The following is a 24,389-nucleotide window of genomic DNA, read 5'->3' on the forward strand; positions in this document are numbered from 1 at the left end:
GGATTAGCCTACTCGTTTCACATCACCTACCAGCAGGATGTAGGAGAGTGCCCCGATCAGCGCCACGGCAGAAATATAGACCAGCGCCGGGCCGAAGCCGTAGTCCTGCGCCAGGTAGCCGATGACCAGCGGTACGGTGATCCCGCCCAGCCCGCCGATAAAGTTGAACACGCCGCCGGTCAGGCCAATCAGCCGCATCGGCGCAAGGGACGACACCAGCGACCAGGTGATAGAGGCGAAACCGTTACCGAAGAACGCCACCGCCATCAGGGTCATAATCCACACCGGATCGTTGGTGTAGTTGGCACCCATGATGCAGGTTGAGATCAGCAAGCCGCAGATGATCGGCGTTTTACGCGCCACACCCAGCGAGTAGCCTTTTTTCACCAGCTTATCGGCCAGCCAGCCGGAGAGCAGCACACCGAAGAATGCCGCGAGAAACGGCACGGTGGTCATAAAGCCCGCCTTCAGCGCCGCGATCCCCTTCTCCTGGGTCAGGTAGTTCGGGAACCAGGTGAGGAAGAACCACAGCGTGGAGGTCACCGCGAACTGGCCCAGATAAACGCCCACCAGCTTACGATGGAAGACCAGCTTCCAGTCCGCTTTGGTCAGCGGCTGGCGCGCCTCTTTTTTCACCGGCGCATCGCCGTCCACCAGGCCACCGCCGTCGCGGATGTAGTCCAGCTCGGCTTTGGTGATGCTTTTGGTCAGACGCGGCGGCTGGTAAACCTTGAACCAGACCAGCGACCAGACAATGCCAATCCCACCCGTGACGATGAATACCCAGTGCCAGCTCAGCAGCTCCTGGATCCAGATCAGCAGCGGCGTCAGGAACGCCAGGCCGACAAACTGCCCGGAGGTGTAAAAGCCAACGGCGGAAGCGCGCTCGTGTTCCGGGAACCAGCTGGTCACCATGCGGTTGTTGGTGGGAAACGCGGGCGCTTCGAACACCCCGGTGATGGCGCGCAGGCCAATCAGCGACATCAGCCCGGTCGCGAAGCCCTGGAACAGGGTCGCCACGGACCAGCCGAAAATGGCGATAAAGTAGGTCAGACGTGAACCGACGCGGTCAAGGAACCAGCCGCCGGGGATCTGGCAGAGCGTATACAGCCAGGCAAACGCCGAGAAGACGTAACCCATTTCCGCTTTGGTGATGCCAAACTCTTCCTGAATATGCGCCGATGCCACGGCAAGGTTGGCGCGGTCGACATAGCAAATGACCACGGTAATAAAGATCATAATCAGCGTCAGGTAGCGGCGACGCCCGGTTTTTGTAGCGGTAACTGGAATATCCATCGCAATCTGTCTCCAGATTTTGGGCATAGCGAAGCCGCTCACCATGCCCTGTAATTTACAGAGGGTTATATTTTTGTATGTATGATTTTTGCCCGGAAGCTTACCGGGTCTACGGGATGGCGACTACCATTCCGCTACGCTGCCATCCTCATGACGCCACAGCGGGTTACGCCAGTCCGGCGCATTTTTACTCAGCTCAATGACTTTGGCTTCGTCAATTTCCACGCCAAGGCCCGGCTTCGTTAACGGTTTAAAGAAACCGCCTTCCATGCAGAAGTCTTCTTTATTTTTCACAAAATCGAGCAGTTCCGCGCCCTTGTTATAGTGAATCCCCATGCTCTGTTCCTGGAACACCGCATTGCGGGAGATAAAGTCGACGTGCAGACAGGCAGCCAGCGCGATCGGGCCAAGCGGGCAGTGCGGCGCCAGCGCCACATCGTAAGCTTCGGCCATCCCGGCAATTTTGTAGCATTCGGTGATGCCGCCCGCATGAGAGAGGTCCGGCTGCAGAATGGCAATGCCGCCCGCTTCGAGCACGCGTTTAAACTCGAAGCGCGAGAACATACGTTCACCCGCCGCGATAGGAATGTGGGTCTGTTCAGCCAGTTTCGGGTAGTACTCGGCCTGCTCGGCCAGCACCGGCTCTTCAATAAACAGCGGACGATACGGCTCCAGCTCTTTGATCAGCACTTTGGCCATCGGCGCGCTGACGCGGCCGTGGAAATCCAGGCCAAACTCGATCTCGTTGCCGAAGGCTTCACGGATTTGCGCCACGGTATTGACCGCCCGGTCTACCGCGCGCGAGTTGTCGATAATGCCCATCTCTTCGCAGCCATTGAGCTTGAAGGTGTCAAAGCCGATGTTGCGCAGCTGCGTGATGCCATCAATCACTTCCGCAGGACGGTCACCGCCGACCCAGCTGTAGGCTTTGATTTTGTCGCGCACCAGGCCGCCCATCAATTGCCAGACCGGCGCGTTCAGCACTTTGCCTTTGATATCCCACAGCGCCTGGTCGATACCGGCGATGGCGCTCATCAGGATCGGCCCCCCACGGTAAAAGCCCGCGCGGTACATCACCTGCCAAAGGTCGTTAATGCGCGCCGGATCCTGACCAATCAGGTATTCACCCAGCTCGTGCACCGCCGCTTCTACGGTACGCGCACGCCCTTCAATCACCGGTTCGCCCCAGCCCACAACACCTTCATCGGTTTCGATTTTCAGGAACATCCAGCGCGGGGGTAAACGGTACGTGGTGAGTTTGGTTATTTTCATTTCACTGCCTCTCGATACGCTTTCACAAATGCTGCCGCCTGCTGTGCTGTCCGTTCAACGGACTGCCCGGCGCGATAAAGATCGCTGCCCAGCCCCGCGCCCACACAGCCAGCGCTTATCCACTGGCCCAGATTTTCTGGCGTTACGCCGCCCACGGCAAAGACCGGCACGCTGGCGGGCAATACCGCTTTCAGCGCTTTGATGTAGTCCGGACCAAAAGCCGATGACGGGAAAATTTTGAGCGACTGTGCGCCTGCATCGAGGGCAGTAAAGGCTTCCGTAGCGGTAGCGCAGCCCGGGCAGACGGTCATGCCGTGCCCCACCGCGCGGCGGATCACCTCAGGCTGAATATTGGGCGTAACGATAAGCCTGCAGCCCATCTTCGCCAGCCGATCCACCTGCTCAGGCTGTAACACGGTGCCTGCGCCAATCAGCGCCTTATCACCAAAGGCCTCCACCACGGCCGGAATGCTTTTTTCCCACTCGGGCGAGTTAAGCGGGATTTCCACCGCGTCGAACCCGGCGTCGATAACCGCGCCGACGTGGGCTAACGCCTCATCGGGCGTGATGCCGCGCAAAATCGCGATAAGGGGAAGATCAGTTTGCCACTGCATGAGCGATGCTCCTTATTCCTGCCTGAAATGCCGTGTCGCCGGATAGCGTTGAAACGTTACGCCCAACGGCGCGAAACGCCTGCTCGTAGCGCGACGTCAGCGATGTGCCTGCGACAATGGTGATGGCCTGCTCGTGCGCGATGAAATCACGCATGCTGGCAACCTCAGCACCAATCAGCAGGCCGGAAAGAAACTCGCTGACCTGCTCGCGCGGGAGATTTCCCAGCACGTGCGAGGCGCGAACCTCAAAAAGGTGCGGCAAAACATCAGGAGAAGCGATCCCACGTTCAAGCCCGGCAGCAAACGCCTCTGCCGAGGCTTCCTGCTCAGGCAAACCGGCCCCGACCAGCGAATGGTTGAGCAGCAGATGGTGCAGCTCGCCGGTCATCACGGTGCGAAAATCGTGGATTTGCTCAGCGTCAGCCTGGACCCACTTGCAGTGCGTTCCGGGCATGACGTAGACAGAAGAAGGCGAAAGCGCGCGCGCGCCAAGCAGCTGCGTCTCTTCGCCGCGCATCACGTTGTGGTTGTCGTCGCGAGAAACGCACAAGCCGGGAATAATCCAGATATTGTCGCCAACGGACGTTAACTGCTCGCCAATCGTGGAGAAATGGGCGGGAACCGGCAGGTAAGGCGCGACTTTCCAGCCTACGTTGCTGCCTACCATACCCGCCATCACTACCGGTGTGGCGCTATCGCGCCAGCGTTGTGTGACCTCTGCTAACACCGCCTCGGGAGATTTACCGTTCAGGCGCGTCACGCCTGCTTCTGATTGCCTGCTTTCCAGGCACTGCTCGCCCTGATACAGCCAGGCGCGCAGATTGGTCGATCCCCAGTCAATTGCGATGTAGCGAGATGTCATGTGATTTCCTTCAGCCTTCGTGTCGAGCTGGCAATCATGGTAAGTGCCGCCTGCTCTGCCGCATCGCCGTCCTGATGCCGTATCGCATCGAACAGCGCTTTATGTTCCTGGAGCGTTTTCGGCATGTTGGCCTCATCGCCCATCCAGGTACGTTCAAATACTGCTCGCTGTAGCGAGCTGATCGCTACGCTAAGCTGCTGTAATACCGGGTTATGCACCGACTGCAGCACCGCTTCGTGGTAACGAATGTCCGCCTCGTTAAACGCCTCCCGGTTCTGGTTATTGGCGATCATGTCGTTTAAAGCCGACTCGATCTGGGCCAAATCGCCGGAAGTTGCGCGTTCCGCCGCCCAGCGGGCGATGGCCGGTTCAACCAGGTTTCGGACTTCGCTCATCGCGCCGATAAGCCGCGGGTCGTAGTCGTTTTCCAGCACCCACTGCAGCACGTCGGTATCGAGGTAGTTCCACTGGTTACGCGGGGCAACAAACGCGCCGCGATAGCGCTTCATTTCAATCAGCCGCTTCGCCATCAGCGAGCGGAATACTTCCCGGATGATGTTGCGGGAGGTTTCAAACTCCTCACACAGTTCGGCCTCTGCCGGCAGCGGCGAACCGGGAACGTATTTGCCACCCACAATCTGTGTGCCCAGCGTGATGACGATGCGATCGGTTTTATTGAGAGTCATGGAGAGTCCTTGTGCTCTGTATGTCCATCACTACTTTACCGCGACCGCTGAATTTCACCTCACTTTTGCAGTACAAACGTGAGGTAGTTCGTCTTTGCCACGGCCTTAATGTAGTACAATCAATTAATGTTGTACTACAATCAAGATCACAAAAAGAACAATCCAATAAATTCAGCGCAAAAAAAAGCCCCGGTTGATAACCGGGGCCGATGAATGCAAACAGGCGTTACTGCAGCACAAACTTCTCAATGGCATAAGCCACGCCGTCTTCGAGGTTAGATTTGGTCACGAAGTTAGCCACTTCTTTCACCGACGGGATCGCGTTATCCATCGCCACGCCCATACCCGCGAACTCAATCATCGCGATGTCGTTTTCCTGGTCGCCCAGCGCCATAATCTCTTCCGGCTTGATACCCAGCGCATCAGCGAGCGATTTCACGCCGGTGCCTTTATTGACGCGTTTATCGAGGATTTCGAGGAAGTACGGCGCACTTTTCAGCACGGTGTACTTCTCTTTTACCTCCGCCGGAATGCGCGCAATCGCTTTATCCAGGATCTCTGGCTCGTCGATCATCATCACTTTCAGGAACTGCGTCGCCGGGTCCATTTTCTCCGCTTCACAGAACACCAGCGGAATGGTCGCAACGTAGGATTCATGCACCGTGTAGTAGCTGATATCGCGGTTGGCGGTATAGAGCGTATTGCGATCGAGCGCGTGGAAGTGGGAACCCACTTCACGGGACAGTTTTTCCAGGAACAGATAGTCATCGTAGCTCAGCGCGGTTTGCGCAACCGTACTGCCATCTGCGGCTTTCTGCACCAGCGCGCCGTTATAGGTGATGCAGTAGTCGCCCGGCTGATTCATGTGCAGCTCTTTCAGATAGCTGTGTACGCCCGCATACGGACGCCCCGTGGTCAGGACCACATTCACGCCCTTTGCGCGCGCCGCGGCGATCGCGTTTTTAACGGCTGGAGAGATGGTGTGGTCTGGCAGCAGCAGCGTGCCGTCCATGTCGATTGCAATGAGTTTGATAGCCATGAGTTCCCCGGAATAAATGAGTGCTGTCTCATGCTAACGCGATTAAGCACACAAAAATAGAGCTATATTGCGCAACAGGAATGCCCCTTTTACGTTTATTCCGGGGAACAAAGGCTTACTCGCGGGTGAGCACAATTTTACCGAACGCGCCGCGATCCAGATGTTCAAACGCCTTTACAAGCTCGTTAAAACGGTAGCGATGCTCGATCACCGGCTTCAGCCCCGTGACGTCAACTGCGCGGACAAAATCTTCCAGCGCCCGGCGATGCCCCACGCCAATCCCCTGAATGACCGGGGATTTCAGCAGCAGTTCGCCAGCAGAGAGGGTAATCTCCGTCCCGGCCAGCACGCCAATAACGGAGATACGTCCGTGAACGGCAACGGCACGCAGGGAATGCTTCAGGTTCTCTCCACCGACGGTTTCGATAATATGGTCGATACCGCGATCCTGCGTGAGCGCCAGCGTATTTTCAGCCCAGTCGCCTTTCAGCCGGTTGATTCCGTGGCTGGCCCCCAGCGTTTTGGCCAGCGCCAGTTTCTCATCGCTCCCCGAGGTGACAAACACCTCCGCCCCGTGCGCTTTTGCGATTTGCAGGGCGAATATCGCCACGCCGCCCGTGCCCTGCACTAGCACCGATTGCCCGGCGCGGAGCTGGCCACGCTCCACCAGCGCAAACCAGGCGGTAAGCCCTGCGCAGGGTAAGGTGCTGGCCTCGGCGTCATCCAGGGTCTCCGGAGAGGCCACCAGCGCGTCGTCCTTCACAATCACATACTCGGACAGCATGCCCTGGAAGTATCCACCGGACGTTTTATAGGGCAGATTGCGCGCGTCGGCCTGCGGCTTACCGTCGATCCACTCAGGGAAGAAGGTTGAGATGACGCGCGCGCCGGGCTGGAAGCGCGTAACCCCTTCACCAATGCTGTCCACCACGCCCGCCATGTCAGACGCCGGGGTAAACGGGAAGGAAAGCGGGATCGGCATTGTGCCTTCAACAACCATTTTATCGCGATAGTTAAGCGCAACGGCATTCACCCTTACGCGCACTTCACCCGGGCCCGGCTGTGGAACGGGCGCCTGAGTCAGCTTGAGGTTCTCGCGCCCGAGGGCATCCATGGACCAGCGTTGCATTGTCTCTGTCATTTTATTTCTCCTGCCATCAGATGAGCTTTAGTCCTGACAGTCTACCGTTGACTAATGGTCGCCAGTGGCGATAAGTTTTCTCTTTATTGACGCCATAACAGATACAATCCATGACCGATACGCTGAAGGATATTCCTGTTTTTGTGGCCGCCGTTGAGGCGGGAAGTTTTGCGCAGGCCGCCATTCGTCTGCATTTGTCACGCTCGGCGGTCGGAAAAAGCATCGCTCGCCTTGAACAACGGCTGGGGGTACGTCTTTTTCAGCGCACCACCCGCAGCCAGAGTCTGACCGATAACGGCGCCCTTTTTTATGAACGCTGCCTGCGCGCGCTGGAGGAGATTCGGGGTGCGGAATCGCTGCTTGAAACCGGAAAACAGCAGGTCAGCGGCCGCCTGCGCATTTCCATGCCGGTGCTGTTTGGTCGCCAGTGTGTCGCCCCGCTGCTGATAGCGCTGGCGCAGGAACACCCCGGGCTTGAGCTGGAAATGTCATTCAGCGACCGCGTGGTGGATCTGGTCGAGGAAGGGTTTGATATGGCGGTGCGTAACGGCACGCTTCAGGACAGCAGCGTGCTGGTCGCCAGAAAGCTGGGAGAACACCGCATGGTGCTGTGCGCCGCCCCGGAGTATCTGCTGAAGAAAGGCCAGCCACAAAGCGTTAATGATTTATCCCAGCATACGGCCATTAACTATTTGAGCGCAGGCAGAGTGTTATCCTGGCAGCTGATGGATAACGAAGGAACGTCGCACACCTTTACACCCCGATCGTCGCTCAATATGGATGATTTGCAGGCGATCTGCGACGCTGCGCTGGCCGGGCACGGCATTGCATGGCTGCCCTGCTGGATGGTCGTCAAAGATATTCACCAGGGTAAACTCGTCCCGCTCCTGAAGCAGGCACCGGATGTGCATTTCAACGTTCATGCGGTCTGGCAGCAGACGCCGCACCTGCCGCTGAGGGTAAGAATAGCGATAGATACGCTGGCGAGCCGTTTACCGTCCGTGATGTCGCTGGATATGCCTGCGCCCACAAAAAAGCCGCGCTAAAAGCGCGGCCAGTTATCGTGCGGTATAACGACAATTAAATATCGATATTTGCCGCTTTCAGGGCGTTCTCTTCAATGAAGGCACGACGTGGTTCAACCGCATCGCCCATCAGGGTAGTGAACAGCTGGTCCGCAGCAATCGCGTCCTTAACGGTGACGCGCAGCATGCGGCGGCTTTCCGGATCCATGGTGGTTTCCCACAGCTGGTCCGGGTTCATTTCGCCCAGACCTTTATAGCGCTGGATCGCAAGGCCACGACGGGACTCTTTCACCAGCCAGTCCAGCGCCTGCTCGAAGCTGGCTACCGGCTGACGACGTTCGCCACGTTCGATGAACGCATCGTCTTCGATCAGGCCGCGCAGCGTCTCGCCAAGCGTGCAGATACGGCGGTATTCCGGACCGGTCACAAACTCGTGTTCCAGCGGGTAGTCGGTATCAACGCCGTGGGTACGCACGCGAATAATAGGCTCGAACTGCTTATCGGCGTTCTGCTGGATATCGCATTTCCACATGCTGCCGTGCTGCTCTTTCTCGTTCAGATCGGTCACCAGGGCGTTCACCCAGCGGGTCACGGTCTGCTCGTCGCTCAGATCGGCTTCGGTCAGGGTCGGCTGATAAACCAGCTCCTTCAGCAGCGTTTTCGGATAGCGGCGTTCCATACGCGTAATCATTTTCTGCGTGGCGTTGAACTCGGACACCAGACGCTCCAGCGGCTCACCGGCCAGTGCAGGGGCGTGCGAGTTCGCGTGCAGGGTCGCGCCATCAAGGGCGATTGCGATTTGATACTGATCCATCGCTTCGTCGTCTTTAATGTACTGTTCCTGCTTGCCTTTCTTCACTTTGTACAGCGGCGGCTGTGCAATGTAGACGTGGCCACGTTCAACGATTTCAGGCATCTGACGATAGAAGAAGGTCAACAGCAGCGTACGAATGTGCGAGCCGTCGACGTCCGCATCGGTCATGATGATGATGCTGTGGTAGCGCAGTTTGTCCGGGTTGTACTCATCGCGGCCGATGCCGCAGCCCAGCGCGGTGATGAGGGTCGCCACTTCCTGGGAAGAGAGCATCTTGTCGAAACGGGCTTTCTCAACGTTGAGGATTTTACCCTTCAGCGGCAGGATAGCCTGGTTCTTACGGTTACGGCCCTGCTTCGCAGAACCGCCCGCGGAGTCCCCTTCCACGAGGTACAGTTCGGACAGCGCCGGGTCACGTTCCTGGCAGTCAGCCAGTTTGCCCGGCAGGCCTGCTAAGTCCAGCGCGCCTTTACGACGGGTCATTTCACGGGCTTTACGCGCCGCTTCACGGGCACGCGCCGCATCGATAATTTTGCCCACCACGATTTTTGCGTCGGACGGGTTTTCCAGCAGGTATTCGCTCAACAGTTCGTTCATCTGCTGCTCAACGGCCGATTTCACCTCGGAAGAGACCAGCTTGTCTTTGGTCTGTGAGGAGAACTTCGGATCCGGCACCTTCACGGAGACAACGGCAATCAGGCCTTCACGGGCGTCATCACCGGTGGCACTGACTTTCGCTTTCTTGCTGTAGCCTTCTTTGTCCATGTAGGCGTTCAGGGTACGGGTCATCGCCGCACGGAAGCCTGCAAGGTGCGTACCGCCGTCACGCTGCGGAATGTTGTTGGTGAAGCAGTAGATGTTTTCCTGGAAACCGTCGTTCCACTGCAGCGCCACTTCCACGCCGATACCATCTTTTTCGGTGGAGAAATAGAAGATATTCGGGTGAATAGGCGTTTTGTTCTTGTTCAGATACTCAACGAACGCTTTGATACCACCTTCGTAATGGAAGTGGTCTTCTTTACCGTCACGCTTGTCTTTAAGGCGGATAGAGACGCCGGAGTTCAGGAACGACAGTTCGCGCAGGCGTTTCGCCAGGATGTCGTACTCGAATTCGGTGACGTTGGTGAAGGTTTCATGGCTCGGCCAGAAACGCACCATGGTACCGGTTTTGTCGGTATCGCCGGTAACGGCCAGCGGTGCCTGCGGCACGCCGTGCGTATAGAGCTGACGGTGAATTTTGCCTTCGCGCTGGATAACCAGCTCCAGCTTCTGCGACAGGGCGTTAACCACGGAAACGCCTACGCCGTGCAGGCCGCCGGAAACTTTATAGGAGTTATCGTCGAACTTACCGCCTGCGTGCAGCACGGTCATGATCACTTCCGCAGCAGAGACGCCCTCTTCCGGGTGAATACCGGTTGGGATGCCACGACCATCATCGGTGACGGAGACGGAGTTGTCCGCATGGATGGTGACCACAATGTCTTTACAGTGACCCGCGAGCGCTTCGTCGATAGCGTTATCTACCACCTCGAATACCATGTGGTGCAGACCGGTGCCGTCATCCGTGTCGCCGATATACATACCCGGGCGCTTACGCACCGCATCCAGCCCTTTCAGGACTTTGATACTGGAGGAGTCATAAGAATTCGACATCAACGTTTCTCGCTCATTTCAACTTGGGTTAATCCGTTATTTTACCCTTTTCCACGGTAAACATCTTCGAATTTTCGTCCGACATGTCTATAACGTGTTCAGCGCTAATGGCGCTGACGAAAACCTGCGACTGCGTGGCTTTTAAGCGGCTGGCAAGCAGCCCGCGCCGCGCGTCGTCAAGTTCCGAGGCAAAATCATCTATCAGGTACAGGCAGCGTCTTCCGCTCTCGCGGGTGAGAAACTCTCCCTGTGCCAGGCGCAGCGCACACATCAGGAGCTTGAGCTGCCCGCGCGACAGCGTGTCTTCCACCGGCGCACCGTCTGCACGAATGCGGAAATCCGCCTTGTGCGGGCCGTGCGCGGTGTAGGTCAACATGCGGTCGCGCTCGAAGCTTCTCTCTAACACCTCAGCATAATCCGTCTCTTTCTCCCAGCCGCGCTGGAAGGAGAAGGTGAGAGAAAACTCGGGTAAAAACTGTTTGCAGGTGTCGGCCATGTCTTCGGCGATACCTGCGCTGTATTCGGCACGCCAGTTGCTGATTTGTTCCGCGAGAGGGATTAACTCCATATCCCACGGACGCAGCTGGGCGTAACGGGTAACCTGGCGCAGAGCAGCGTTACGCTGCTTGAGCAGACGCTTCAGGTTGCTCCAGGCGTTAAAGAAACCGGCTTCGTTGTGAAAGCATCCCCAGTCGAGGAATGCTCTTCTGTATTTGGGGCCGCCGTTGAGTAAAGTAAACCCCTCCGGCGTAATCAGCTGCATTGGCATCAGCAGCGCCAGCTCCGCCACTTTATGGCCGTCGGTGCCGTCGATGCGCACCTTACTGTCGCCCTGCTTGTCTTTGGTCAGGCCGATGGCGGTTTCCCGCTCCGCCCCCTGCAAACGCCCGTGCAGAACAAAGGATTCCTGCTCATGGCGAATGACGCGACCAATCTGCAAACTGCGAAACGCCCGACCGTGGCCGAGCGTATAGATGGCCTCAAGCACGCTGGTTTTGCCGCTGCCGTTTGCGCCAACCAGGAAGTTAAAGCCAGGGGATAAAGCGAGATCCGCGCTTTCGATATTGCGAAAGTCGCGGATCAACAGACGGGTGAGCGACATTACAGTCTCATTGGCATGACAACATAAGCAGCCGACTGTGATGCGGCATCTTCAATCTGTACGCTTGAAACGGAGTCGGTCAGCAGAATGCGCACGTTCTCGCATTTCAGCGCATTCAGCACATCCAGCACGTAGCTGACGTTAAAGCCGATTTCCATCTCGGTTCCGGCGTAGGTGACGTCCAGAATTTCTTCTGCCTCTTCCTGCTCCGGGTTGTTAGCGGTGATTTTGATCTGGTTTTCACTCACGTACAGACGCACGCCGCGGAATTTCTCGTTAGAGAGAATGGCCGCGCGGGCAAAGGCCTGCTTGAGGCTGTCGCAGCCTGCTTCCAGCGTTTTGTCCGGATTCTTCGGCAATACGCGGCGATAATCCGGGAAACGACCGTCAACCAGCTTAGACGTGAAGACAAAATCGCCCACGTGTGCGCGGATGTTGTTGCTGCCGATCTGCACGCGCAGCGGCGTGTCGCCACCGTCGAGCATACGCATCAGCTCAATCACCCCTTTACGCGGCACGATCACCGAATGGTTTGGCAGCGCGTTGCCAATCGGCATAGAACAGACCGCCAGACGGTGGCCGTCGGTGGCTACGGTACGCAGCTCTTCACCTTCGGTTTCGAACAGCATGCCGTTTAAGTAGTAACGGACGTCCTGATGCGCCATGGAGAACTGCGTGGCTTCAATCAGACGCTTCATCGTCGCCTGCGGCAGGGTGAATTCAACTTCGCTCTGCCAGTCGTCCAGGTTCGGGAAGTCAGCAGCAGGCAGCGTGGAGAGCGAGAAACGGCTGCGGCCAGAGCGCACCAGCATACGGTCGCCTTCCAGCTGCACGGCGATTTCAGCGCCTTCCGGCAGCCCGCGGCAGATGTCAAAGAATTTACGTGCCGGAACCGTGGTCGCGCCCGCGTCGTGCGGCTGCGTCAGCGTAACGCGCGCGATCATTTCCATTTCCAGATCTGTACCGGTCAGCGACAGCGTACCGTCCGCGACCTGAAGCAGCAGGTTTCCGAGAATAGGCAGCGTTGGGCGGCCACCTAATGGGCCACTCACCTGTTGCAGCGGTTTTAATAAATGTTCACGTTCAACGGTAAATTTCATAGCGTCACGATGATAATGTTCTGATTAGATTGGAAAAATCTTCTTTTATGTCGTGGCTTTCTTCGCGTAACTGCTCAATCTTGCGACAAGCGTGCAGCACGGTCGTATGGTCACGGCCACCAAACGCATCCCCGATTTCCGGCAGACTGTGGTTGGTTAACTCCTTTGCCAGCGCCATCGCCATCTGACGCGGACGCGCCACCGAGCGGGAACGACGTTTAGACAGTAAATCTGCCACTTTGATCTTGTAGTACTCAGCCACCGTCTTTTGAATATTGTCGATAGTGACCAGTTTTTCCTGCAATGCCAGCAAATCTCGCAGCGCTTCACGCACAAAATCGATGGTGATCGCACGACCGGTGAAGTTGGCATTGGCGATAACGCGGTTCAGCGCCCCTTCAAGCTCACGCACGTTGGAGCGCAGACGCTTGGCAATGAAGAACGCCACTTCGCCCGGCAGGCGAATGTCGTTTTCATCGGCTTTCTTCATCAGGATCGCGACGCGGGTTTCCAGCTCCGGTGGCTCGATCGCCACGGTCAGGCCCCAGCCGAAGCGGGATTTCAGACGATCTTCAACGCCGTTGATCTCTTTTGGATAACGATCCGAGGTCAAAATGATCTGCTGATTGCCTTCCAGCAGGGCATTAAAGGTGTGGAAAAACTCTTCCTGCGATCGTTCTTTATTCGCAAAGAACTGGATGTCATCGATGAGCAGCGCGTCAACGGAACGATAGTAGCGTTTAAACTCTTCGATCGCATTGTTTTGCAGGGCTTTTACCATGTCCTGAACGAAGCGTTCGGAGTGCATATACACCACTTTGGCATTGGGCTTGCGCGCCATTATGCCGTTACCCACCGCATGCAGCAGGTGCGTTTTACCCAGACCCGTGCCGCCATAAAGGAACAGCGGGTTATAGGCCCCACCAGGGTTATCAGCAACCTGACGAGCCGCCGCGCGCGCCAGCTGGTTCGACTTACCTTCAACGAAGTTATCGAACGTATGTTTCACGTTAACGTTAGAGCGGTAGGTTGGCTCAGCCGGTGCAGGGACATTATCCCAGCCCTGACGAGCGGGTGCGACGCGAGGGGCCGGAGCAGGCGCGGCCTGGGCAGGCGCTGCTACGTTCACGGTTTCACGAACGGTTTGGGTGACCGGCTTTGTGCCCACTTCAAAGCGCAGCTGCGGGGCATCAGACCCGCAGAAATCGTTCAGCAGTCCATTGATGTTATTAAGGTACTTGTCCCTTACCCAATCGAGCACAAAACGGTTTGGCGCATACAAAGCCAGCGTGTTATCGCTCAGTTCCGCCTGCAACGGGCGGATCCACATACTGAATTCTGTGGCTGGTAACTCATCCTGCAATCGGGCAAGACACTGCTGCCAAAGCGAAAGTGACACGGCGGACTCCACTCGAACAATAAAAGAAAACTATTGAATATTCATGATTGTTGGCGCACATCGACATGACCCTGTGCAAAAGGGTGATGTGCGAACCGCTATCTGCGGTTATACCCGGCCAGGATCGCTGGATCCCGATCGGGACCGCGGATCATAGCCTAAACTGAGCCAGAGATCTTCTGTTTCTCACAGATTCTTCCCGATTTATCCACAGGAAGATCCGGAACCGGATAAGTGTAAACGATCCTGGCGCCAGTACCCCACGATTTAGTCCGCATATTGGAAAAATTAATGAGCACAGACAATTTATTGCTTAAATGATCTAACGAAGATCCGGGACGATCCTTGCGCTTTGTTGGCGAGGCCGTATAATCCTCGACCCGGCGCGTGATGCTCATCTTCCTGCGTCGTCCGTTGCTCATTTTCCACGCGAAAACGTGCGGAAATACGCGGGAAATAAGGAAAGAGAATTGACTCCGGAGTGTACAATTATTACAATCCGGCCTCTTTAATCACCCACGCTGAGGCGTTAGTCGTTCGAAACTCGTTCGGGTATACGCAAAAGTCAGTGAATTTATTCAAGTTTAGGTAGAAATCGCCATGAAACGCACTTTTCAACCGTCTGTACTGAAGCGCAACCGTTCTCACGGCTTCCGTGCTCGTATGGCTACTAAAAATGGTCGTCAGGTTCTGGCACGTCGTCGTGCTAAAGGCCGCGCTCGTCTGACCGTTTCCAAGTAATAAAGCTAACCCCTGAGTGGTTAAGCTAGCATTTCCCAGGGAGTTACGTTTGTTAACTCCCGCTCATTTCACTTTCGTCTTCCAGCAGCCACTACGGGCTGGCACGCCGCAAATCACCATCCTCGGCCGCCAAAATTCGCTGGGGCATCCCCGCATCGGTCTCACAGTCGCCAAGAAAAATGTTAAGCGTGCGCATGAACGCAATCGGATTAAACGTCTGACGCGTGAAAGCTTCCGTTTACGTCAGCACGAACTGCCTTCAATGGATTTCGTGGTGGTGGCGAAGAAAGGGGTTGCCGACCTCGATAACCGTGCTCTCTCGGAAGCGTTGGAAAAATTATGGCGCCGCCACTGTCGCCTGGCTCACGGGTCCTGATAGCCCTCATTCGGGTCTATCAACGCCTGATTAGTCCGCTACTCGGGCCGCACTGCCGTTTCACACCAACATGCTCAAGCTACGGAATTGAGGCATTGCGCAGGTTTGGAGTGATAAAAGGCAGTTGGTTGACGGTGAAACGCGTATTAAAATGCCACCCTTTACACCCCGGTGGAGACGACCCCGTCCCCCCAGGACCCTTTGATACCAGAGAACACTAACGATGGATTCGCAACGCAATCTTCTTATCATCGCTTTGTTGTTCGTGTCTTTCATGATCTGGCAGGCATGGGAGCAGGATAAAAATCCTCAACCCCAGCAGCAGACCACGCAGACTACGACCACCGCAGCGGGTAGCGCCGCCGACCAGGGCGTACCGGCCAGTGGCCAGGGGAAACAGATTACGGTTAAGACCGATGTGCTTGAGCTGACAATCAACACCCGTGGTGGTGATGTTGAGCAGGCGCTGCTGTTGACCTACCCGAAAGAGCTGAAGTCTAACGAACCGTTCCAGTTACTGGAAACCACGCCTGAGTTTATCTACCAGGCGCAGAGCGGCCTGACCGGTCGTGATGGCCCGGATAACCCGGCTAACGGTGCGCGTCCACTGTATACCGTCGAGAGCGACACCTTTGTACTGGCTGATGGTCAGAACGAACTCGCAATCCCGATGACGTACACCGACGCCGCAGGCAACACCTTCACCAAAACCTTCACTCTGAAACGCGGTGAATATGCGGTGAACGTGGGCTACAGCGTACAGAACGCCAGTGCGAAACCACTGGAACTGTCGACCTTTGGCCAGCTGAAGCAGTCCATCAATCTGCCGTCTCACCGTGACACCGGAAGCAGCAACTTTGCGCTGCATACCTTCCGTGGCGCGGCGTACTCCACGCCAGACGCGAAGTATGAGAAATACAAATTCGACACCATTGCCGATAACGAAAACCTGAACGTCAGCGCTAAAGGCGGTTGGGTGGCAATGCTGCAGCAGTATTTCGCTACTGCGTGGGTGCCAAATAACGACGGTACCAACAACTTCTATACCGCGAACCTGGGTAACGGTCTTGCAGCCATCGGCTACAAATCTCAGCCGGTTCTGGTTCAGCCGGGTCAAACCGGTAAGATGGCAAGCACTCTGTGGGTCGGCCCGGAAATTCAGGACAAAATGGCCGCTGTTGCGCCGCACCTGGATCTGACCGTCGATTACGGTTGGTTGTGGTTCATCTCACAGCCGCTGTTTAAGCTGCTGAAGTTCATCCACAGCTTCCTGGGTAACTGGGGCTTCTCCATCATCGTTATCACCTTCATCGTTCGTGGCATCATGTACCCGCTGACTAAAGCGCAGTACACCTCCATGGCGAAGATGCGTATGCTGCAGCCAAAGATTGCGGCGATGCGTGAGCGTCTGGGCGATGACAAACAGCGTCAGAGCCAGGAAATGATGGCCCTGTATAAAGCAGAGAAAGTAAACCCACTGGGTGGTTGCTTCCCGCTGCTGATTCAGATGCCAATCTTCCTTGCGCTGTACTACATGCTGATGGGTTCCGTTGAGCTGCGCCACGCGCCGTTCGCCCTGTGGATCCACGACCTGTCCGCACAGGACCCGTACTACATCCTGCCGATCCTGATGGGCGTGACGATGTTCTTCATCCAGAAGATGTCGCCGACCACCGTGACCGACCCGATGCAGCAGAAGATCATGACCTTTATGCCGGTCATCTTCACCGTGTTCTTCCTGTGGTTCCCGTCAGGTCTGGTACTGTACTATATCGTCAGCAACCTGGTGACCATCATCCAGCAGCAGCTGATTTACCGTGGTCTGGAAAAACGTGGCCTGCATAGCCGCGAAAAGAAAAAATCCTGATTCGGTAAGTTAACGCTAAAATAAGGGCGGTCGATTGACCGCCTTTTTTATTTGTATTGAACGAGACCAACCATGAGCCATAACGACACTATCGTCGCCCAGGCAACCCCACCGGGACGCGGTGGTGTAGGCATTCTGCGCATCTCCGGCCTGAAGGCGCGCGAGGTGGCCGAAGCGGTGCTGGGTAAACTGCCAAAGCCGCGCTACGCTGATTACCTGCCGTTTAAAGATACCGACGGCACGCCGCTGGACCAGGGCATTGCGCTGTGGTTCCCCGGCCCGAACTCTTTCACCGGCGAAGACGTGCTGGAGCTGCAGGGACACGGCGGCCCGGTTATCCTCGACCTGCTGTTAAAACGTATTCTGACCCTGCCTGGCCTGCGCATTGCGAAGCCGGGCGAGTTCTCCGAGCGAGCCTTCCTCAACGACAAGCTCGACCTTGCGCAGGCAGAAGCGATTGCAGACCTGATCGACGCCAGTTCCGAACAGGCGGCTCGCTCCGCGCTTAACTCGCTGCAGGGGGCATTCTCCGCCCGCGTGAATCATCTTGTGGAAGCACTTACTCACCTGAGGATCTACGTGGAAGCGGCTATCGACTTCCCGGATGAGGAGATTGACTTCCTCTCTGACGGTAAAATCGAAGCGCAGCTCAACCAGGTGATGGCCGATCTCGACGCCGTGCGTGCCGAAGCGCGCCAGGGCAGCCTGCTGCGTGAAGGGATGAAGGTAGTTATTGCCGGACGCCCTAACGCCGGGAAATCGAGCCTGCTGAACGCCCTGGCAGGCCGTGAAGCGGCGATCGTCACCGACATTGCCGGCACCACCCGCGACGTGCTGCGCGAGCATATCCACATCGACGGGATGCCGCTGCATATCATTGATACCGCCGGCCTGCGCGATGCCAGCGACGAAGTGGAGCGCATCGGTATCGAACGCGCCTGGCAGGAGATTGAGCAGGCCGACCGCGTGCTATTTATGGTGGACGGCACCACGACCGACGCCGTGGACCCGGCTGAGATCTGGCCGGACTTTATCGCCCGCCTTCCGGCCAAATTGCCAATCACCGTGGTGCGTAACAAAGCGGACGTCACCGGCGAAACGCTGGGCATCAGCGATGTGAATGGTCACTCACTGATTCGCCTGTCGGCGCGTACCGGTGAAGGCGTTGACGACCTGCGCAACCATCTCAAGCAGAGCATGGGTTTTGACACCAGCATGGAAGGCGGCTTCCTGGCGCGTCGTCGTCACCTGCAGGCGCTGGAAGAGGCGGCAAACCACCTTGTTCAGGGTAAAGCGCAGCTGATCGGCGCGTGGGCGGGCGAACTGCTGGCGGAAGAGCTGCGCCTGGCGCAGCAGAATCTGAGCGAAATCACCGGGGAGTTTACGTCGGACGATCTGCTGGGAAGGATCTTCTCGAGCTTCTGTATCGGTAAGTAAGGCCCGCTCATTGATGGTGATTTCCTCCCAGGAAATCACCATTGTCCAAATGGCAACTCGCCTAATCCCTTTTCACCCCCTATCCTGCATGCCTGCATCTATGGGGGGTTTATGGCGCGTTTTCTGTTTTGTAGTTTTGCATTAGTTCTGCTTTATCCGTCTGGCATTGATATGTATCTGGTGGGATTGCCGCACATCGCCCGCGATCTGGATGCCAGCGAAGCGCAGCTGCACATCGCGTTTTCGGCCTACCTCGCGGGGATGGCGTCGTCGATGGTGTTTGCCGGGAAGATCGCGGATAAGGCAGGCCGTCAGCCTGTCGCCATAACGGGTGCCATCATTTTTGCCCTGGCCTCTCTTCTCTGCTCACAGGCGCAGAACAGCACCGTGTTCCTGGCCGGACGGTTTATCCAGGGCATTGGAGCCGGTGGCTGCTACGTCGTCGCTTTTGCCATTTTGCGCGATACCCTAAGCGCCCAGCGTCGCGCTAAGGTGCTTTCGATGCTGAACGGTATTACCTGCATCATCCCGGTGCTGGCCCCGGTCGTGGGATATCTGATCATGCTGAAATTTCCGTGGCAGAGCCTGTTCTGGACCATGGCGGCGATGGGCGCGCTGGTGTTTATCCTGTCCATCGCCGTGCTGAAAGAGACCCACCCGGGCTCGCAGAATACCGGTCATACCGCAACCATTCACCCAGCCGAGAAGCTGCTTAACCGCTTTTTCCTCAGTCGTCTGGCCGTGACCACGTTAAGCGTGGCGGTGATCCTGACCTATGTAAACGTTTCCCCTGTTTTACTGATGGAAACCATGGGCTTCGATCGGGGTGAGTATTCAACGGTGATGGCATTAACCGCCATGGTCAGTATGGCGGTCTCGTTCTCCACCCCGTTTGCGCTAAATGTTTTCAGCCAGCGCGCGTTGATGCTGACCTCACAGGTTTTATTCCTCACGGCTGGCGCGATCCTGGCAACCGCCAGCTCACATGTGGTGATGCTGGCGGGTATTACCCTCATTTGCGCCGGGTTCTCGGTTGGCTTTGGCGTGGCGATGAGTCAGGCGCTTGGCCCCTTCTCGCTGCGGGCAGGCGTGGCAAGCTCGGTGCTGGGAATTGCGCAGGTCTGCGGCTCGTCGCTGTGGATTTGGCTGGCGGCGGTCATCGGGCTTAACGCGCTGAATATGCTGATCGGGGTTCTGATTGGCTGTAGCATACTGTGCATCACCTTACTTATGGTCATCCAGCCCGCGGCGCATTATGAAGAAGCCCATCAGCAGTCTCGATCTTAACCTGTTGCTGTGCCTGCAGCTTTTGCTGCAGGAGCGCAGCGTCACCAAAGCGGCAAAACGGATGAACGTGACGCCGTCTGCGGTGAGTAAATCGCTGGCCAAGCTGCGTGACTGGTTTGACGACCCGCTGTTTGTCAAAACGCCGTTGGGGCTGCTGCCGACCCCGCTGACGGTAAGCCTGGAGCAGGATCTGGCCGACTGGATGCAAATCGGCAATCAGATCCTCGATAAATTCCACCATGATTCCCCGGGCGGCCTAACGTTCGTGCTGGCCGCCGAAACGCCGTTGATGCTGATCCGCTTTAACGCCCTGCTGGAGCAGGTGAACCAGCGCTATCCGCAGGCTACGGTGAAGATGCGTCACTGGGATTACGACTCGCTGGACGCCATTACGCGTGGAGAGGTGGATCTGGGATTCACCGGACGCGAAACGCACCCGCGCTCGCGTGAATTGCTGAAGCTAATGCCGTGGTTCATCGACTATGAGATCCTGTTCAGCGACCGTCCGTGCGTGTATCTGCGTGAGGATCATCCCGCGCTACAGGACGAATGGAACCTCGAAACCTTCCTGCGCTACCCGCACATCAGCATCTTCTGGGAACGCAGCGACACCTGGGCGCTGGACGAAGTGCTAAAGGAGATGGGTCGGGAGAGAAACATTGCCATGAGCGTGCCGGGCTTTGAGCAGTCGATGTTTATGGCAGCGCAGCCCGGTCACAACTATATCGCCACGGCTCCGCACTACTGCCATCACTACAATCAACTCCACCAGCGGAAGCTGATCGCGCTGCCCATTCCCATTGACGAAGCGCAGGCTGAAAAGCTTACCGTTCCCTTCACGCTGATCTGGCATAAACGGAACAGCCATAATCCGAAAATCCTCTGGCTGCGGGAAACCATCAAGGCGCTGTACGGTGCCAGCGATCCAATTTTTGCCTAAGAAAATGTAAAGTTCGGTCCTAAGGCTTCTCTTACTCCCATTTACTGATTAAAACAGGAGTCAAGTTAAGCGATAATCATGTAACCGTTTAACCGATTACGACCATTATCAAGGAGCGAAAAATGGCTACGCACTTTGCAAGAGGGATACTTACGGAAGGACGTCTCGTATCGGCAAGAATTTCTTCAGCCTGTCACAGTGAAGCACTCACTCTCCCGGAACACCGCAGAACGCGGTATTTAGCGTCCAGAGCGCTTCTCGCAGAACTGCTGTTTATGCTGTACGGCACCAGCGAGCTGCCGGACATCATTACCCAACCCGAAGGCCGCCCGGTCTTTGCCGACCCGGACCTCCCTCGTTTTTCGATTGCCTACGCGGGCAATATCATTGGCGTCGCGCTGACCACCGAAGGGGATTGTGGGCTGGATATGGAACTCCAGCGCGCGACGCGCAGCTTCCATGGCGGTAATGCGCATGAAGACTATCCGCTCTCGAGCAATGAGAAGCTGTGGGTACGCAACCAGAACGATCCTGTCGAAGCCAGAGCCCAGCTCATTACCTTGCGCCAGAGCATTCGCAAGCTCTGTGGATGCGCCTCAGACGACGCCAGCCTGCTGCAGCTGCTTCCAGGCTCCGGACGTCTGCGTGCCACTCAGGCTACGCTGGTAGAGGCACTCAGCGACGCAGAGGATGTGCTCATTTGGTCCATTGCGGTTACCCCCGCCATCGAACGCATGAAAATCTGGGAATTTGACAGCCAACAGGGATGGCGTAGCCTTCCTGATGTGCCCGAGCGCGCCAACGAGCCCGCTGCACGCCTGATGCGTTTAACCAGTTTACCGGCAGAAAAAGCATTCACCCTTAGCTGATCCGATCAGGGTCATCATGATGAAACAGGAGTAATCATGTCTGATACGTTGAAAGTAGTTACGTTACTGGGAAGCCTGCGCAAAGGTTCATTTAACGGGATGGTTGCCCGCACGCTGCCACAGCTGGCACCGGCAGGAATGGAAATTAGCGCCCTGCCGTCTATTGGCGATATTCCGCTGTATGACGCTGACGTACAGCAGGAAGAGGGTTTTCCGCAGAGCGTTGAGGCGCTGGCAGAGCAGATCCGCCAGGCCGACGGCGTGGTCATCGTCACGCCGGAGTATAACTATTCGGTTCCGGGTGGCCTGAAGAATGCCATCGACTGGCTGTCTCGTTTACCTGAGCAGCCGCTGGCAGGCAAGCCGGTGCTGATCCAGACCAGCTCAATGGGCGCCATTGGCGGCGCGCGCTGCCAGTATCATCTGCGCCAGATCCTGGTATTCCTGGATGCGATGGTCATGAACAAGCCGGAATTTATGGGTGGTGTAATTCAGAACAAGGTCGACCCGCAAACGGGTGAAGTGGTGGATCAGAGCACGCGCGATCATCTGTCTGGCCAACTGACGGCGTTTGGGGATTATATTAAGCGGGTGAAGGCGTAGACCGGAGCGGCCTGATGCCCTCACCCTGACCCTCTCCCACAGGGAGAGGGAACAAACATGTTTATTTGGCGTCAATAAACACAATCTTCAGCACAAACAGCAGCGCCACAACGATGACGCACGGGCTGAGGTCGCGGAAGCGGCCGGTACCGATCTTCATTACGCAGTAAGAGATAAAGCCCAGCGCGATACCTTCGGTAATCGAGAAGCTGAACGGCATCATCACGGCGGTAATAAACGCCGGCACCGCTTCGGTTAAATCATCCCACTTCACGCGTGACAGGCTGGAGGTCATCAGCACACCCACATAGATCAGCGCGCCGGCTGCCGCATACGGTGGAACCATACCCGCCAGCGGAGAGAGGAAGATCACCAGCAGGAACAGAATACCCACGACCACCGCCGTCAGGCCGGTACGGCCGCCCACGGACACGCCGGAAGAAGATTCAATGTACGCGGTAACGGACGAGGTTCCGATAAAAGCACCGGTCACAGAGGAGACGCTATCCACAAACAGCGCCTGCTTCATGCGCGGGAATTTGCCTTTTTCATCCGCCAGACCCGCTTTGTCGGTCACGCCAATCAGCGTGCCGGAGGAGTCAAACAGGTTGACCAGCATGAAGGAGAAAATCACGCCCGCCAGGCCCAGGTTCAGGGAACCCGCCAGATCGACGTGACCAATCACGGTAGAGACGCTCGGTGGCGCGGAGACGATACCGTTATAGTGAACGTCGCCCAGCATCCAGCCCAGCAGGGTGGTGACAACGATAGACACCAGCACCGCCGCGTGAATATTGCGGGAAGCCAGGATCGCGATGATAAAGAAGCCCAGCACGCCCAGCAGCACGTTATGAGAAGTCAGGTGGCCGATGCTCACCAGCGTATCCGGGTTTGCCACGATAACGCCGGCGTTTTTCAGCCCCATCATACCGATGAACAGACCAATACCGCTGGTAATGCCCACGCGCAGACTCACGGGAATGTTTGCAATCATCCAGTAACGCACGCGGAAAATGGTCAGCAGCAGCAGGCCAACCGCGCCCCAGAAGATGGCGCCCATGCCAACCTGCCACGGCAGCCCCATCGCCTGAACGACAACGAACGCGAAGAACGCATTCAGGCCCATCGCCGGTGCCAGCGCAACCGGCAGGTTAGCGAACACACCCATCAGAATGCTGCCAAGGGCCGCAATCAGGCAGGTGGTTACAAAGACGGCGCTGGTATCCATGCCAGCGACGCCCAGAATTTGAGGGTTCACAAAAACGATATAGACCATCGTCAGGAAGGTGGTGAAACCAGCGATCACTTCGGTGCGTGCCGTTGTGCCGTGCTCGCGCAGTTTAAAAACGCGCTCAAGCAGACCCTGACCAGATGTCTGGGTAGTGTGTTGTTGACTCATCATCAATTCCGAACAAGGAGGGAAAATTCGTCGCTATCCTATACCAAAATGCGACAATAGTGGCGGTTACGTGATACTTTTTTCATTGATTTTGCTTATACGGCAACGATTGCGTTCCGGCGAACTGCCGTACGTAAACGTTAAACTTGTTAAAAGGGAAAGGCATGTCCGGAATTGAAGCTGTATTTTTCGACTGCGACGGTACGCTGGTCGACAGTGAGGTCATTTGTTCCCGCGCGTATGTCACTATGTTCCAGGAATTTGGCATTACGCTGGAACTCGAAGAGGTGTTTAAACGCTTTAAGGGCGTGAAGCTCTACGAGATCATCGACATCATTAACGAAGAACACGGCGTGGATCTGGCGAAAGCGGATCTGGAACCGGTGTACCGCGCCGAGGTCGCACGCCTGTTCGACTCCGAGCTGGAGGTTATCTCTGGGGCTAACGCGTTGCTGGATGCGATGACGGTGCCAGTCTGCGTCGTCTCTAACGGCCCGGTCAGCAAAATGCAGCACTCGCTGGGCAAGCTTGAGATGTTGCACCATTTCCCGGAAAAACTGTTCAGCGGCTACGATATCCAGCGCTGGAAGCCAGACCCGGCGCTGATGTTCCATGCGGCAAAAGCGATGAACGTCAACGTAGAAAACTGCATTCTGGTGGATGACTCGTCTGCGGGCGCGCAGTCGGGGATTGATGCGGGGATGGAGGTGTTTTACTTCTGCGCCGACCCGCACAACAAGCCGATCGATCATCCCAACGTGACGACCTTTACCGATCTGGCGCAGTTGCCTGAATTGTGGAAAGCACGCGGATGGAATATTACGCGTTAAGCTAACGTAGGGCGGGTAAGCGCCAGCGCCACCCGCC

Annotated in this window: 23 protein-coding genes; 11 read left to right on the forward strand and 12 right to left on the reverse strand. The window is 56.7% G+C overall.

The window, feature by feature from the left end:
- Window positions 1-3 precede the first annotated feature (3 nt).
- From ACJ69_RS17055 to ACJ69_RS17085, 7 genes are all read right to left on the reverse strand, one after another.
- A complete protein-coding gene (locus ACJ69_RS17055) occupies window positions 4-1,341 on the reverse strand; it encodes an MFS transporter (protein WP_081051445.1) in 1,338 nt (445 codons plus the stop codon).
- Between the two features lie 78 nt (window positions 1,342-1,419).
- Window positions 1,420-2,568, reverse strand: coding sequence for a galactonate dehydratase (gene dgoD / locus ACJ69_RS17060; protein WP_059347377.1), 1,149 nt, complete (start codon window positions 2,566-2,568; stop codon window positions 1,420-1,422).
- The gene (locus tag ACJ69_RS17065; RefSeq protein ID WP_059347378.1) at window positions 2,565-3,182 is read right to left on the reverse strand and encodes a 2-dehydro-3-deoxy-6-phosphogalactonate aldolase; all 618 of its coding nucleotides are present in this window, start codon (window positions 3,180-3,182) and stop codon (window positions 2,565-2,567) included. Before ACJ69_RS17065 ends, dgoD begins: the two co-directional genes overlap by 4 nt.
- Window positions 3,166-4,044: a 2-dehydro-3-deoxygalactonokinase gene (locus ACJ69_RS17070; protein ID WP_059347379.1), complete on the reverse strand. Its 879-nt coding sequence runs from the start codon at window positions 4,042-4,044 to the stop codon at window positions 3,166-3,168. The genes ACJ69_RS17065 and ACJ69_RS17070 overlap by 17 nt, the downstream gene beginning before the upstream one ends.
- Entirely contained in the window at window positions 4,041-4,730 is a 690-nt protein-coding gene (gene dgoR, locus ACJ69_RS17075; protein WP_003861109.1) for a D-galactonate utilization transcriptional regulator DgoR, read from the reverse strand. Before dgoR ends, ACJ69_RS17070 begins: the two co-directional genes overlap by 4 nt.
- 226 nt (window positions 4,731-4,956) lie before the next feature.
- Window positions 4,957-5,769, reverse strand: coding sequence for a sugar-phosphatase (gene yidA, locus ACJ69_RS17080; protein ID WP_047347427.1), 813 nt, complete (start codon window positions 5,767-5,769; stop codon window positions 4,957-4,959).
- Window positions 5,770-5,884: 115 nt separating this feature from the next.
- Window positions 5,885-6,910: a zinc-dependent alcohol dehydrogenase family protein gene (locus ACJ69_RS17085; protein ID WP_059347380.1), complete on the reverse strand. Its 1,026-nt coding sequence runs from the start codon at window positions 6,908-6,910 to the stop codon at window positions 5,885-5,887.
- Window positions 6,911-7,020: 110 nt separating this feature from the next.
- On the opposite strand from ACJ69_RS17085, the gene ACJ69_RS17090 reads away from it, so the two are divergent.
- The gene (locus tag ACJ69_RS17090; protein ID WP_029741442.1) at window positions 7,021-7,956 is read left to right on the forward strand and encodes a LysR family transcriptional regulator; all 936 of its coding nucleotides are present in this window, start codon (window positions 7,021-7,023) and stop codon (window positions 7,954-7,956) included.
- 34 nt (window positions 7,957-7,990) lie between these two features.
- Here the strand turns inward: ACJ69_RS17090 and gyrB are convergent, their stop codons facing one another.
- Genes gyrB through dnaA form a run of 4 tightly spaced genes read right to left on the reverse strand, consistent with a single transcriptional unit; the run spans window position 7,991 to window position 14,003 of the window.
- The gene (gyrB, locus tag ACJ69_RS17095; protein WP_029741443.1) at window positions 7,991-10,402 is read right to left on the reverse strand and encodes a DNA topoisomerase (ATP-hydrolyzing) subunit B; all 2,412 of its coding nucleotides are present in this window, start codon (window positions 10,400-10,402) and stop codon (window positions 7,991-7,993) included.
- Window positions 10,403-10,430: 28 nt separating this feature from the next.
- Window positions 10,431-11,504 (reverse strand): DNA replication/repair protein RecF, encoded by a 1,074-nt coding sequence (gene recF, locus ACJ69_RS17100; protein WP_023309805.1) that lies wholly within the window; start codon window positions 11,502-11,504, stop codon window positions 10,431-10,433.
- Window positions 11,504-12,604, reverse strand: coding sequence for a DNA polymerase III subunit beta (gene dnaN, locus ACJ69_RS17105; protein WP_029741444.1), 1,101 nt, complete (start codon window positions 12,602-12,604; stop codon window positions 11,504-11,506). Before dnaN ends, recF begins: the two co-directional genes overlap by 1 nt.
- Before the next feature lie 4 nt (window positions 12,605-12,608).
- The gene (gene dnaA / locus ACJ69_RS17110) at window positions 12,609-14,003 is read right to left on the reverse strand and encodes a chromosomal replication initiator protein DnaA (protein WP_010426558.1); all 1,395 of its coding nucleotides are present in this window, start codon (window positions 14,001-14,003) and stop codon (window positions 12,609-12,611) included.
- Between the two features lie 600 nt (window positions 14,004-14,603).
- On the opposite strand from dnaA, the gene rpmH reads away from it, so the two are divergent.
- From rpmH to ACJ69_RS17150, 9 genes are all read left to right on the forward strand, one after another.
- Complete coding sequence (rpmH, locus tag ACJ69_RS17115; RefSeq protein WP_000831330.1) at window positions 14,604-14,744, forward strand: 50S ribosomal protein L34; 141 nt, start codon at window positions 14,604-14,606, stop codon at window positions 14,742-14,744.
- Window positions 14,745-14,760: 16 nt separating this feature from the next.
- Window positions 14,761-15,120 (forward strand): ribonuclease P protein component, encoded by a 360-nt coding sequence (rnpA, locus tag ACJ69_RS17120; protein ID WP_032640303.1) that lies wholly within the window; start codon window positions 14,761-14,763, stop codon window positions 15,118-15,120.
- A complete protein-coding gene (gene yidD / locus ACJ69_RS24430; protein ID WP_001307474.1) occupies window positions 15,084-15,341 on the forward strand; it encodes a membrane protein insertion efficiency factor YidD in 258 nt (85 codons plus the stop codon). The genes rnpA and yidD overlap by 37 nt, the downstream gene beginning before the upstream one ends.
- Window positions 15,342-15,343: 2 nt before the next feature.
- On the forward strand, window positions 15,344-16,987 hold the full coding sequence (gene yidC, locus ACJ69_RS17125) for a membrane protein insertase YidC (RefSeq protein WP_029741445.1): 1,644 nt from the start codon (window positions 15,344-15,346) through the stop codon (window positions 16,985-16,987).
- Window positions 16,988-17,059: 72 nt separating this feature from the next.
- Complete coding sequence (gene mnmE / locus ACJ69_RS17130; protein WP_021242672.1) at window positions 17,060-18,424, forward strand: tRNA uridine-5-carboxymethylaminomethyl(34) synthesis GTPase MnmE; 1,365 nt, start codon at window positions 17,060-17,062, stop codon at window positions 18,422-18,424.
- A 111-nt stretch (window positions 18,425-18,535) separates the two neighbouring features.
- A complete protein-coding gene (locus ACJ69_RS17135; protein ID WP_059347381.1) occupies window positions 18,536-19,711 on the forward strand; it encodes an MFS transporter in 1,176 nt (391 codons plus the stop codon).
- Window positions 19,680-20,651, forward strand: coding sequence for an HTH-type transcriptional regulator YidZ (gene yidZ / locus ACJ69_RS17140; RefSeq protein ID WP_029741480.1), 972 nt, complete (start codon window positions 19,680-19,682; stop codon window positions 20,649-20,651). Before ACJ69_RS17135 ends, yidZ begins: the two co-directional genes overlap by 32 nt.
- Window positions 20,652-20,773: 122 nt before the next feature.
- A complete protein-coding gene (locus ACJ69_RS17145) occupies window positions 20,774-21,520 on the forward strand; it encodes a 4'-phosphopantetheinyl transferase family protein (protein ID WP_059347382.1) in 747 nt (248 codons plus the stop codon).
- 36 nt (window positions 21,521-21,556) lie between these two features.
- Window positions 21,557-22,123 carry an NADPH-dependent FMN reductase gene (locus ACJ69_RS17150; RefSeq protein WP_023309798.1) on the forward strand — a complete coding sequence of 189 codons (567 nt, stop codon included), beginning with the start codon at window positions 21,557-21,559 and terminating at the stop codon, window positions 22,121-22,123.
- 61 nt (window positions 22,124-22,184) lie between these two features.
- Here the strand turns inward: ACJ69_RS17150 and adeP are convergent, their stop codons facing one another.
- Window positions 22,185-23,522 carry an adenine permease AdeP gene (gene adeP, locus ACJ69_RS17155; protein ID WP_023309797.1) on the reverse strand — a complete coding sequence of 446 codons (1,338 nt, stop codon included), beginning with the start codon at window positions 23,520-23,522 and terminating at the stop codon, window positions 22,185-22,187.
- A 164-nt stretch (window positions 23,523-23,686) separates the two neighbouring features.
- Here adeP and yieH point away from each other — a divergent pair, with 164 nt between their 5' ends.
- On the forward strand, window positions 23,687-24,352 hold the full coding sequence (gene yieH / locus ACJ69_RS17160; protein WP_029741483.1) for a 6-phosphogluconate phosphatase: 666 nt from the start codon (window positions 23,687-23,689) through the stop codon (window positions 24,350-24,352).
- Window positions 24,353-24,389: the final 37 nt, after the last annotated feature.

This window comes from Enterobacter asburiae, assembly GCF_001521715.1.
Lineage (GTDB): Bacteria > Pseudomonadota > Gammaproteobacteria > Enterobacterales > Enterobacteriaceae > Enterobacter > Enterobacter asburiae.